The following is an 11,628-nucleotide window of genomic DNA, read 5'->3' as shown; positions in this document are numbered from 1 at the left end:
TAGCCCAAAATAATGGGCCAGCAGTTATTAGTAGCAACTAGCTGCTAATAACTGCTGGCCCATTATTCACACAGACAGCCTTATTTCAGCTGCATCTCGTCGATGATGCGCTGAATTTTCTCGTGGGCGCGCTTTTGAGTGGGCTCGAAATCAGCTACCGAAGCCAAGGGCTCCTTCACGCTGAAGTAGAACTTAATCTTGGGCTCGGTGCCGCTGGGGCGGGCCGAAATTTTATCGCCGGCCTCGGTGATGAACTGAAGCACGTTGGAGCTTTCGACGCCAGTGCTTTCCTCTACACCGGTGCGCAGGTTTTTGATTTGGCCGGTCTGGTAGTCGCGCACCTCTACTACGGGCGAGCCGGCGAGGGTAGCAGGAGGGTTTTTGCGCAGCTCCACCATCATTTCCTGGATTTCTTCGGCACCACGCTGGCCCTTCTTGGTCAAGGAGATAAGGTCTTCGACGTAGAGACCGTACTCGGCGTACATCTTCTCCATTTCCTCGTAGAGGGTGCGGCCTTGGCTTTTGGCCACGGCAGCCATTTCGGCTACCAGCGCGCAAGCCGATACGGCATCTTTGTCGCGTACGAAGTCGCCGATGAGGAAGCCGTAGCTTTCTTCGCCACCGCAGATGTAGTTCTGCTCGGCGCCCAGCTCGCGGATGAGGCCCGCGATATATTTAAAGCCCGTGAGCGTGCGGTAGTATGTTACGCCGTAGCGCTGCGCGATATCACCTAGGATTTCACTGGTTACGATGGTGTACACAATGAAGTCGTTAGGCTGGCGCTTACCGGCCTTTTCGCGGGCCGACAGGATGTAGTGCGTCAGTAGCGCAGCGGTTTGGTTGCCATTGAGTAGCACCCATTCGCCTTTGCTGTTTTTCACACCCACACCTACACGGTCGGCGTCGGGGTCGGTAGCCAGCACGATATCAGCGTTCCGCTCCTTGGCTTGGTCGAGAGCCAGCTGCATGGCCGACTTCTCCTCGGGGTTGGGCGACTGCACGGTGGGGAAGTTGCCATCGGGCGTGGCCTGGGCCTGCACTACGCTCACGTTGGTGAAGCCGAAGGCGGCCAGCGCCGGCGGCACCAGCTTGATGCCCGAGCCGTGAATCGGCGTGTACACGATACCTAGGTCGTGCTGCTGCTGAATGGCAGCGGGGTTGATGCTCAGCTGCTTTACCTGAGCAATGTAGGCGTCGTCAACCTCTTGGCCGATAATATGAATGCGGCTGGGGTCAGCGTTGAAAACCACGTCGTTAACATCGGTGATTTTATTGACTTCCCCGATGATGTTTTTGTCGTGCGGCGCTACGATTTGCGCGCCGTCGTTCCAGTACACCTTAAAGCCGTTGTATTCTTTGGGGTTGTGCGAGGCCGTGATGACGCAGCCGCTCTGGCAGCCGAGGTGCCGAATGGCAAACGACAGCTCGGGCGTGGGGCGTAGGTCCTCAAATAGATAGACGGTGATGCCATTGCCCGAAAAAACGCCGGCTACAATTTCGGCAAATTTGCGCGAATTGTTGCGCGAGTCGTGGGCGATGGCCACCTTAATTTCTTGGTCGGCAAAGCTTTGTTTGAGGTAGTTGCACAGGCCTTGGGTGGCCATGCCCAGCGTGTAGCGGTTCATCCGGTTCGAGCCGGCGCCCATTACGCCGCGTAGGCCACCGGTACCAAACTCCAGCGAGCGGTAGAAGGCATCGTTGAGGGTATCGTCTTGGCCGCTGGCCTGAAGCTGCTTGATTTCGGCTTGGGTGTCAGCGTCGTAGGCGGGCGAGAGCCAGGTGCTAATGCGCTGCTGAACGTCGGGGGAGAGGGACATGAAGAAAGAAGGTGGAATGAGTAGGGCTACAAACGGCCGTAAAGAAAACAGGTTTGGGCGAAAGCGGGCAAGGCGGCCTGGCGGCCGCCTAGGTGCTACTGCACCACAACTTTTTGCGCATACACGCCCCGGCTCGACTCGAGCTGCAGCGAGTACTGCCCCTCGGCAATGGTGCCTAGGTCCAAGGTTTGGGTAAGGTGCCCGGCAGGCAGCGCGGCGGTGAGCAGCACCCGGCCCAGCAGGTCGTATAGTACCAGCCGCGCCGCCTCGTTGCTGGTGCGCGTCACGCGCAGGGTGTGCGAGGTCGGGTTGGGCACGGCGCTAAAGACTACCTTGCTGGCCACTGCGTTTTTAGTGGCAAGTACGCTGGCGGGCAGCCAGTTGCCGAGCCGCAGGGAGTAGAGCTGCTGCGGCACATTGACCAGGATGTTGCTAAAGCGCTCATTAGACACAAAGGCGCGGGTATTGCTCACAAAGCACAGCCCTTCGGCCTGCCCAATCAGCAGCGCATTGGGTAGCTCGATGCGGCGCTTGTTGGCTTGCAAAAAGCCCGTGCCCCGGTAGCCCGACAGCAGCCACACAAAGGTGGCGCCGTCGCGGGCGCTGTAGCCGAGTAGGCCTGCCACGGTGCCGGCCGCGTTGCGGGCAGCGGCAGTTATCAGCCCGTTTACATTAAAAGTGCCTTTGAGGCGCGCCACGTGGGTGCCGGGCCGGGCAGGCACGGTGTAGTAGCGCGTTTGCAGGTCAGCCCAGTTCTTGGTGAACAGGTGTAGCGAGTCGTTGGCGAAGAAAAAGGCCTCGCAATCGTAGTTGTGCTGATTGGTGCGGGGCGTAAAATCGGTTTGGTCGGGGTAGCTGAAGTTAATGGCTTCTGCCGTGGCAGTAGTGGCGGCGGGCCCTAGGTCGGCCTGGGCCACCCGTAAGATGCGGAGGTCGCGCCGGTCGCCGTTGTTATTACCAAAGTCGCCCACGTACACGTACTGGGCATCGGCGGTCAGGTCTTCCCAATCTACGTTGTTGAAGTTGCTGAGCCGCACCTGCTGCACCACGCGCCCGCTGGCCGAGTCGAGCCGAAACAGCACGGGCGTATTGCCGCTGTCGTTGAGGGTCCAGAGCTTGCCACCCGTGTAGAGCAAGCCCGAGGTCTCGGCGACCTCGTCGGCCAGCTGGGTTTTGAGGGGCAGGGCGCTGGTGGTAGGCGCGTATTGGCACGAGCCGTCGTTGGTGGTAGCTCCGGGAGTGTAGTTGGTGGCCTGGGGGTCGGGGCAGCCGCCTTGGGCGCGGGCCCTAGGTGCCATTACCACGACGAGCAACAGCAAGGAGGAAAGAAATCTGGCCAGCATCCGAGCGAGAATAAAGCAAGGTACCCTCGCCGGTACTGGCGTTTGGGTCGGCAAGTTACTTACCTTGTTAGGGTTAGGCCAAGCTGGGTGAGCGCTACTTGCGCTTAGCAGGGGTGGCTGGGGCCTCTTCGCGCAGCGCCACGCCGTAGCGCTGGGCAAAGCTTTCGAGCTGGCCGCGCAGCAGGGCCCGGCGGCGGGTGCCGCGCACCTCGCGCATGTTTAGCACATGGATGTCGCCATCCTTGAGGCGCACGCGCAGCTGGCGAGCCATTAGCTCGAGTTGGCTCATGTTTTCGGCGGCAAACACTTGCTTGGCCCGAAACAGTCCAGCCTTGTGCACCAGGTAGCCAGGCGCAAACTCGAAATAGCTCTGGGTGCCAAACACTGGCGCATTGTGCACCAAGATGAACCCTAGGTACACCGCGCAACCCGTCAGGAACACATAGTGCAGCCAGTAAAACTCCTGGCCCTCAGGCGCGGTGCGCAGCATCAGCGATGCGTAGGCAATGGCAAAAAGCGCCAATGAAACCTGCACGCCAAACGAGAGGCGCGAAGAGTTGGCGGGGCGTAGGCGAATGCGAGTAGTACCAGTGGGCATGGGGCAAAGCTACTTATGAATTAAAAATTAGAAATTATGAATTGAAAAGCCAGTCCCAATAGAGGCTTGAGCATCAATTCATAATTTCTAATTTTTAATTCCTTATTCTACGAAAGCTTAGCTTCCAGCGTCATTTCGGGCACGGCGCTCAGCACCTGCGACACGGGGCAGTTGGCCTTGGCAAACTCGGCATGCTTCTGGAAGTCTTCGGGCGTGATGTTGCCACCCGTCACTTTGCCTTCGGTGCTAACATGGATTTTGGTGATTTTGGGCGGGTTCTGGCTAGGGTCGAGCGTCACGGTCGAGGTCGTGGTCAGGCTCTCTACCGTGTGGCCATGCTGCCCAAGTACATTGCTCAAGAACATGGTGTAGCAGCCGGCGTGGGCCGCGCCAATCAGCTCTTCGGGGTTGGTGCCTTTTTCACCTTCAAAGCGCGAGCCAGCCGAGTAGGGCGCCGATACGACACCGCTTTTGGTCGTGAGAGTACCGTGGCCTTTGATGTCGCCTTGCCATTCGGCCTTGCCAAATTGGTTAATCATGAGAGAAATAGAAAAAGAGTAGGGGAGATGCCACTGGCAACGCTGCCAGCGGCCCCTGATACGGCTAACGCCTAGGTGCTAGTTGCGTTTGATTTTCAGACCAAGAGTAAATGGTAAGGTATAGCTTGGCGATGCCCGGCCTGGGTTACCTAGTGCCGCAGGCTTAGTTTTGTGGCCCATGGGAATCAAAGCCGCCCTGAGCCGGCCGCTGGCGGCCTACACTGTGCACCGCTACCAGCAGTGGCAGCGCGACCCCGCCGCTGCCCAGCTGCGCCTGCTGCGCACGTTGGCGCGCACGGCGGCCCGCACCGCTTTTGGCCAGGCCCACGACCTAGAAGCCGTGCATACGCCCGCCGACCTGGCCGCCCGCGTGCCAGTGCGCGATTACGAAGGCCTGAAGCCGTATTTCGACCAGGTAAAAACCGGCGCGCCCGATGTGCTGTGGCCCGGCCGCCCACTGTACCTGGCCAAAACCAGCGGCACTACTAGCGGCGCCAAGTACATCCCGATTACCCAGGCCAGCATCTCCAACCACATCAACGGGGCCAGGGATGCGCTACTGCACTACGTGGCCGCCACCGGCCGCCCTAGGTTCCTAGACGGTAAGCTGATTTTCCTGTCGGGCTCGCCCGAGTTGGAGCAAGTAGGCGGCATCCCCACGGGCCGGCTCTCGGGTATCGTCAATCACCACGTGCCGGCTTACCTGCGGCGCAACCAGCTCCCAAGCTATGCCACTAACTGCATCGAGGACTGGGAAACCAAGCTCGATGCCATTGTGGGCGAAACCCTAGGGCAGCTCATGACGCTCATCTCGGGCATTCCGCCCTGGGTCCAAATGTATTTCGACCGCCTCACGGTCCACACCGGCCGGCTGGTGGGCGAGGTGTTTCCTAAATTCGACCTTTTCGTGTCGGGTGGCGTGAGCATGGAGCCCTACCGCGCACGCCTGCTCGAGAGCATTGGTCGGCCCGTCGATAGCATCGAGCTGTTTCCGGCCTCCGAAGGCTTTCTGGCCTTCCAAGACCAGCCCGGCAACCCGGGCCTTCTGCTGCGGCTCGATAGCGGTATCTTCTTTGAGTTTGTGCCCGCCGAGCGGTTTTTCGAGCCCAACCCGCCACGCCTCACCATTGGCGAGGTTGAGCTAGGTAAGCAGTACGCCCTGGTGCTCACTTCCAACGCTGGCCTGTGGGCCTACTCGCTCGGCGACACGGTGCGCTTTGTAAGCCTGCACCCGCCCCGCGTGGTCGTGACGGGGCGCATCAAGCATTTCCTGTCGGCCTTCGGCGAGCACGTTATTGGCGAAGAAGTGGAGGCCGCCCTACGCGAAGCCGTGCGTCAGCATCCCGAAACGGAGGTCACCGAGTTTACAGTGGCTCCACTTGTGAGCGAAGACCGCAGCCAGCCCTCGCGCCATGAATGGCTCATCGAGTTTGCGCAGCCACCGCACAACGGCGCTGCCTTCGCTGCTGCGCTTGACACGGCCCTGCGCCAGCGTAATACCTACTATGACGACCTACGCCAGGGCAATATCTTGGTGCCACTGCTACTGACGCCCCTGCTGCCCGGCGCCTTCCAGCGCTATATGAAAAGCGTGGGCAAGCTAGGTGGGCAAAACAAAGTACCTAGGTTGGGCAATGACCGAGCGCTGGCCGAAGCACTAGGCGCTTTAAAATGAAGTGGGTAAGCTACATCATTGCGCTACTGCTAGCGCTGGTGACAGCTGGCGTAGGGCTATTCTTTATCGGGGCGCAAGAGCAGCACGAGGAGTTGTTGACGTATCATCTGTGGTCGACACTGATACTGCGGTTTTTATTTGCCAGTAGTCTAGGGCTGGTAGGTGCGGGGCTATGGTGAGCATTTATCGGCGTGCTAGCCAAGAAAAGAATTACCCAATATACCGAGTTGCGCAAACTGGCTTGGGTGCTATTGGCTAGCGTCTTAGGTGGCTCCTGCGCGGGTGCAGTATCATTCTGCTTTCTATAGGATTGCCTCAGCTAGCGCACTTATATAGCGGGCTACGCTGAAATAGAAAAAGCTCAATAAGCCTATCTGCCCCAGTAGCAAGGCTGCGCCTGAAACCGGCCGAGTTTTACAGCTAGTACGGTCGCTAGTCGTCGTTTACAGGTAAATTTGTGTTTAGGTGAGCGTTAGCGCTCCCACAATTTCCACCAGTAAATCAGGTATATGACCCGGCGGCTCTATTATTTTCTCGTAACAGTAGGGGCAGGCTTGGTGCTATATCTGAGCTGGCGCTCGCACCCCTCCATGGGGCACGTCTGGTTTATTCCGCGGTCGGTAGCCCGCTGGGCTGATAAGCAAGAAAACGATACCATTCGCACGGCTGTGCCCCTAGTAGCTCTAGGGCTTATAGTAGGCGGGCAGCTGGCGTGGCAGCGCCGGCCGTGGTGGCAGTGGTTGGCCGCGTGGGTGCTGCTTTTCGCGCTTGTAGTAGTAGCCGAGGCGGGCCAGCATTTCCGGGCGTATCGCCGGTTCGACCTAGCCGATGTGGCTTGGGGGGCTGCCGGCGCGGCCATCGGCCTGGCGCTCATTGCTGTGCTGCCGTTGGGCTACTGGCTCGTGCGCCAGGTCAGCGGCTCACGACAGCCAGCGTAGCCTAGGTATACCTAGGCCACGTGGTGGTAGTATAGGGAGATATAAGCTCAGCTTGGTTAAGCACTAGGTAGTGGGCTTACACAAAATACCCAGCGGTATCATAAGTGTCTTCAGGCCAGTTTAATAATTGGCGCCACAATTGCGGCCAGTATCGCCGGGTGATGGTTTTAGCGCGGCGCGCATGAGGTGCGGCGTGTAGCCGGGTCAGTCACGACAAGCTATCAAACTGCTTGAGGTGGCCGCCTAGGTATCTGTTCTCGAGCAAGCAATCGTAAGCCTAGGAAGCAGCCCTTGAAGCGTCTCTCGAAATAGAAGTGGAAGCACTCTATGTACCAGTTGTGGCTAGCGTCTAGCTTAGCCTGGGCTCGGGACCGCGGAATACGTCGGTACCGCTTACCGGGGGTAGCTTCACGGGTCGCCCTTCGCGGGCCGACTGATAAATGGCTTCCATTATACGCTGGTCTTGCAAGCCTTCTTCGCCGGGCGTGTGTGGAGGCTTGTTTTCCAGAATGCACTCCGAGAAGTGGTCCATTTCGGCCGCAAATTGATTTTTGGCCCCGATAGTAATCTGGTTCTGCATCTTGGCCGGGCCTTCGGCGTGCGAGGTCTTCAATTGCTGCCCGCGGTAGGCATAGCCATTGTCGAGGTGCAACCAGCCGCGCTCGGCGTTTACGCGGTAAAAGCGCGAATCGTGGGTATCGTAGTGCGTGATGCTATCGACCACAATGCCACCCGGAAAGCGCATTTGCCATGACATCATTTCCTCTACCTCCTTAAAGAGTGGGTTGCCGGGCGTGCTGTGCATGTAGCCAAATACCTCGGTGGGCTCGGTACCTAGGAGAAAGCGGCTGGTATTGAGACAGTACAGGCCGATGTCGGGCAGCGCGCCGCCGCCGGCCAGCGCCTTTTTGTGCCGCCAGTGGTCGGCATTGGCCGAGCTTTGGCTGTTCTGCCCTTGGATGTATTTGACTTTGCCGAACTTCTGGCTGCGCACCATGTCCCGTACTAGGCGGTTGTAGGGCTCGTACTGAATGCGGTAGGCTATCATCAGCTTCACCTTGGCTTCTTTGCAGGCCGCTATCATTAGCTCACACTCGCGGGCCGAGTTGGCCATCGGCTTTTCGCAGAGAATGTGCTTACCAGTTTTCGCGCCCCGAATCACGTATTCGGCGTGCATCGAGTTGGGCAGCACGATGTAGATGGCCTGCACCTCAGGGTTATCCTTTAGCTTGTCATAGTCGGCGTAGCTGTAGCAACTTGTCGGCTTAATGCCATACTGCTTCGCCACCTTAGCTAGCTTTTCGGGCGAGCCACTCACTAGCGCCACGGGCTTCGATTTTTTGCATTCGCCAAACGCTGGCAGCAGTTCTTCCAGCGTGAGGTGACCTAGGCCCACCAGCGCGTACCCCACGCGTTGGTCGGGCGGCAGCGGGGTAGGGGTGGGCGGCGACTTCGGGTCTACGTCCGATTTCCAGGCCTCTAACTCAATAGGCTTGTCGGCTGCTGCTGGCACCTTAGCAGGCGGCGATACGGCCTCCGACGATGGCACCTGCTGGCCTCCGGCCGCTGTGTAGGTAGTGCTAGCATCGACCTGCGCGGCCGGCGTACCGGTGGTGGGCGTGGTAGCCGCTGCGCCTGCTGCCGTTGGTTTTTCCTGGCAAGCAGCGAGGGTGCCCGCTGCTACGCTAGCCGCGAGCCCGCGCCCGGCTAGGTTCAAGAATTCCTTACGCGATACTTCTTGGCCCGCGTGGCGCAATACGGTGTTCAGCAGGTCGTTGGTGACGGACATAGAAGCAAATGAGTATGTGATAAGCGGCGCGAGGCGCATCGTGCTTATTCGTGCATACTCATTAAATCTTCATATGGTTGGATAGGAAACTACGCGGGTAGGTCAAATATCTCACCGTTGGCAAGCTCATAGCGCAATAGGCCGGTGTTGCTGGTCCAAACAGGCAGTGCACCTAGTTGTAGAGCAGATGCAGCTAGTGTCTCCTTTTTCGGCAAGCTAGGTAGTAGCTATAACGACGAATACAATAAGGCCGAAGTATACTCAGCTTCTGGTCTGCAAAGTGAACCGGTTAATACCCTGTGCTTGTAGCAAGGCAACTAGCTTCATAACCTTTGGCGAACCTGTTTCGGCACTAATCAGTAATGAAAAAGAAACCGGCCTACCCAATACAGTAGGTGCAATAAGCCGAGCGGTCTTTGCGCATTCAGCCAATTGTATTTCCGTTAGCGAGTACGTGGCTTGAGTAGTGGTTGCAGTGGGGTTAGCTAATGATAAGCTGCCCGAAAGTTGCTCAACAGTAGTGGCTAAGAAGGGAAGCTTTTGCAAGTTGGCCAGCTGCAGCTCTGAAAAATTTATGTGGTGCTCTCTACTCACCTGCTCTAGTACTGTAGCTTGCAGGCGGGGCTCAGAGGCTGCGAAGGAAAGATGCCCGCTCTTGTTTAAGCTGATATAAATCTGCGGTGCATCATGCAGGCATATAATGGAAGAGGTTGATGATAATTCCTCTAGTGAAACAGTTCCTTTTTTAGGCTCTCGAATGTTGCCTGCGAGCAGAAGGCAGCCAATAAGCGATAGATAAGGTGACCCCAGCTACTGGAGTCATATCGGGTAGCGGACAGCCACGGCTTCGGCGCGAAACAGATTTTGGGCTTGGAAGTCGCATGGTGTTAAATAAGTTGTGGTCCTTTACTCGCTAAAGCTAGCGAATAAAGGACCACAACGATGGGCTTGCGCTGAAGCTTCTAAGCTAGCTCAAACTGCAGCCGCAATAAATTGGCATATAGTCCGCCCTCTCGCTCGCTTAGCTCGTCGTGCGAGCCGGCTTCCACGATGCGGCCACCATCGATAACCAGAATCTTATCGACCTTGCGGATGGTGCTAAGGCGGTGGGCAATGATAAGGCTCGTGCGGTTTTGCATCAGTTCGTCGAGAGCGCCTTGCACCAGCTTTTCGCTTTCGCTGTCAAGCGATGAGGTGGCTTCGTCGAGAATGAGGATGGCAGGATTTTTCAGGATGGCGCGGGCGATGGCCACGCGCTGCCGCTGCCCACCCGAGAGCTTGATGCCGCGGTCGCCGACCACCGTATCGAGGCTTTCGGGAAAGGCCGAAATGAACTGCCAAGCGTTGGCGCGGCGAGCGGCCTCGATAATTTCCTGGTCAGTGGCGCCGGGCTTGCCATAAGCAATGTTGTCGCGGATGGTGCCACCAAACAGCAGTGTCTCTTGCGGCACGATGCCGATGTGTGAGCGCAGGGCGGTGAGGTCGTAGTCGGCCACGTCGTGCCCATCGACCACAATGCGCCCGCCGCTGAGCGGGTAAAACTGCATGAGCAGGCCCGCAATAGTGCTTTTGCCCGCGCCGCTGGGGCCGACGAGCGCAATTTTTTCGCCAGCTGCTATGTAGAAGTCAATATCTTGTAGCACTGCTACATCGGGCCGGGTAGGATAGCGGAAGGCCACGTGCTCGTAGCGAATTTCGCCACGCACCTGGACTGGTACCAAACCTAGGGCGGGCTCTAGTAAGGTAGGCTCGGGTGTTTCGTCCAAGATTTCAAGAATGCGCTCGCTAGCCCCTAGGGTGCTTTGCACTTTGCCATAGAGTTCACCTAAGCCTGCCACCGAAGCCCCGATGTATACAGTATATAGTATAAAGGACACGAGCTGGCCGATATCCAAGTGATTGGGGTCAGTTTTGGGCGTATGCACCAGCGTAGCACCGCGCCACAGCACTAGAATGATGCCACCAAACAGGCCGATGATGACGAAGGACACGAAGCCACCGCGGTAGAGGTTGCTTTGCAAAGCCGATTGCACCACTTTGCGCAGCGCAGTATTGTAGCGCTTGATTTCAAAGCGCTCATTGGTAAAGGCTTTGACTGAGTTGATAGCTTGCAGCGTTTCCTCTACGATAGTATTGGTGTGGGCTAGCTCCTGCTGCACAGTGCGCGATAAAGTGCGGATTTTACGTCCAAATAGCCCCGCTGCTAGCACGATAGGTGGAAATGTGACCAGCATAAATACGGATAGCTTCCACGACACTACCATAATGAAGGCTAGGCCAGCCAGTAAAGTGAACACCTGCCGAAACAGCTCGGCCAGCGTCAGCGAAAACGAATCCTGAATTTGGGCTACGTCGCTGGTGATGCGTGACGTAACTGCTCCTACCCGATTTTGCTCGAAAAAAGGAATCGGCAGCTGCATAAACTTAGCATAGAGCGCCTGCCGGATGTCACGCACGGTGAACTCACTTACCTGCGTAAAAAACCAGATACGCCCAAACGAAAACAAGCCCTGTAGTACCGTGACCAGAAAAAGGCCAAGTGCAATGCGATTGATGTCGAGCACCAACCCGCCGGGCAGCGTAAAGGGCTTGTCATTAGCAGCATCTACGAGCTTGCCGCCAATCCAAGGAAACGTCATGGTGCTAAGGCTGCTAAGTACTAGCAGCACCATACCTACCGCAAACTTGGCGCGGTAAGGTAGCACAAACCTGAAAATTCGTAGACCGCGTTGCAGCGACTCCTTATTGACTTTTGGTTTGGGCAGGTCAGCGGTGGCGTCGCTGCCGCTGGTATTCAATCCACTTCGGGCCATAATTTGACACGGCTGGCAAGAAACCAGCCCACTTATGCAAGAGACGCAAACAACGCGCTAGTACTTTGCGCCGCTTGCCGAAATAGCTACTAGCGTAACGGTAAAATAGGTTGTCG

The 11,628-nt window shown here is 57.5% G+C and carries 9 protein-coding genes; 3 read left to right on the top strand and 6 right to left on the bottom strand.

Features of this window, described 5'->3' with window-relative positions; genetic code table 11:
* Window positions 1-80: 80 nt before the first annotated feature.
* From FNT36_RS06065 to FNT36_RS06050, 4 genes are all read right to left on the bottom strand, one after another.
* Window positions 81-1,817 (bottom strand): phospho-sugar mutase, encoded by a 1,737-nt coding sequence (locus FNT36_RS06065; RefSeq protein ID WP_144845351.1) that lies wholly within the window; start codon window positions 1,815-1,817, stop codon window positions 81-83.
* Window positions 1,818-1,912: 95 nt separating this feature from the next.
* Window positions 1,913-3,136 (bottom strand): T9SS type A sorting domain-containing protein, encoded by a 1,224-nt coding sequence (locus FNT36_RS06060; protein ID WP_233635707.1) that lies wholly within the window; start codon window positions 3,134-3,136, stop codon window positions 1,913-1,915.
* Window positions 3,137-3,254: 118 nt separating this feature from the next.
* The gene (locus tag FNT36_RS06055; protein ID WP_144845346.1) at window positions 3,255-3,758 is read right to left on the bottom strand and encodes a hypothetical protein; all 504 of its coding nucleotides are present in this window, start codon (window positions 3,756-3,758) and stop codon (window positions 3,255-3,257) included.
* Between the two features lie 107 nt (window positions 3,759-3,865).
* Complete coding sequence (locus FNT36_RS06050; RefSeq protein WP_144845344.1) at window positions 3,866-4,297, bottom strand: OsmC family peroxiredoxin; 432 nt, start codon at window positions 4,295-4,297, stop codon at window positions 3,866-3,868.
* A gap of 178 nt (window positions 4,298-4,475) precedes the next feature.
* On the opposite strand from FNT36_RS06050, the gene FNT36_RS06045 reads away from it, so the two are divergent.
* The 3 genes from FNT36_RS06045 (at window position 4,476) to FNT36_RS06035 (ending at window position 6,910) form a co-directional block, all read left to right on the top strand.
* Window positions 4,476-5,972 (top strand): GH3 family domain-containing protein, encoded by a 1,497-nt coding sequence (locus tag FNT36_RS06045; RefSeq protein ID WP_144845343.1) that lies wholly within the window; start codon window positions 4,476-4,478, stop codon window positions 5,970-5,972.
* Window positions 5,969-6,151, top strand: coding sequence for a hypothetical protein (locus FNT36_RS06040; protein ID WP_144845341.1), 183 nt, complete (start codon window positions 5,969-5,971; stop codon window positions 6,149-6,151). The genes FNT36_RS06045 and FNT36_RS06040 overlap by 4 nt, the downstream gene beginning before the upstream one ends.
* Before the next feature lie 330 nt (window positions 6,152-6,481).
* Window positions 6,482-6,910, top strand: a complete 429-nt coding sequence (locus FNT36_RS06035; protein WP_144845339.1) for a VanZ family protein — start codon at window positions 6,482-6,484, stop codon at window positions 6,908-6,910.
* A gap of 349 nt (window positions 6,911-7,259) precedes the next feature.
* Here the strand turns inward: FNT36_RS06035 and FNT36_RS06030 are convergent, their stop codons facing one another.
* Window positions 7,260-8,699 carry a Gfo/Idh/MocA family protein gene (locus tag FNT36_RS06030; protein ID WP_144845337.1) on the bottom strand — a complete coding sequence of 480 codons (1,440 nt, stop codon included), beginning with the start codon at window positions 8,697-8,699 and terminating at the stop codon, window positions 7,260-7,262.
* Between the two features lie 962 nt (window positions 8,700-9,661).
* The gene (locus FNT36_RS06025; RefSeq protein WP_144845335.1) at window positions 9,662-11,512 is read right to left on the bottom strand and encodes an ABC transporter ATP-binding protein; all 1,851 of its coding nucleotides are present in this window, start codon (window positions 11,510-11,512) and stop codon (window positions 9,662-9,664) included.
* Window positions 11,513-11,628: the final 116 nt, after the last annotated feature.

It is taken from the genome of Hymenobacter setariae (genome assembly GCF_007713685.1).
GTDB classification, from domain to species: domain Bacteria; phylum Bacteroidota; class Bacteroidia; order Cytophagales; family Hymenobacteraceae; genus Hymenobacter; species Hymenobacter setariae.
This window is presented reverse-complemented; position numbering and strand designations above follow the sequence as displayed.

Bases quoted from the DNA above. Each gene is read 5' to 3' on its own strand.
- FNT36_RS06065 (WP_144845351.1), bottom strand. From the start codon at position 1,817: ATGTCCCTCTCCCCCGACGTTCAGCAGCGCATTAGCACCTGGCTCTCG.
- FNT36_RS06055 (WP_144845346.1), bottom strand. From the start codon at position 3,758: ATGCCCACTGGTACTACTCGCATTCGCCTACGCCCCGCCAACTCTTCG.
- FNT36_RS06050 (WP_144845344.1), bottom strand. From the start codon at position 4,297: ATGATTAACCAATTTGGCAAGGCCGAATGGCAAGGCGACATCAAAGGC.
- FNT36_RS06045 (WP_144845343.1), top strand. From the start codon at position 4,476: ATGGGAATCAAAGCCGCCCTGAGCCGGCCGCTGGCGGCCTACACTGTG.
- FNT36_RS06040 (WP_144845341.1), top strand. From the start codon at position 5,969: ATGAAGTGGGTAAGCTACATCATTGCGCTACTGCTAGCGCTGGTGACA.
- FNT36_RS06035 (WP_144845339.1), top strand. From the start codon at position 6,482: ATGACCCGGCGGCTCTATTATTTTCTCGTAACAGTAGGGGCAGGCTTG.
- FNT36_RS06030 (WP_144845337.1), bottom strand. From the start codon at position 8,699: ATGTCCGTCACCAACGACCTGCTGAACACCGTATTGCGCCACGCGGGC.
- FNT36_RS06025 (WP_144845335.1), bottom strand. From the start codon at position 11,512: ATGGCCCGAAGTGGATTGAATACCAGCGGCAGCGACGCCACCGCTGAC.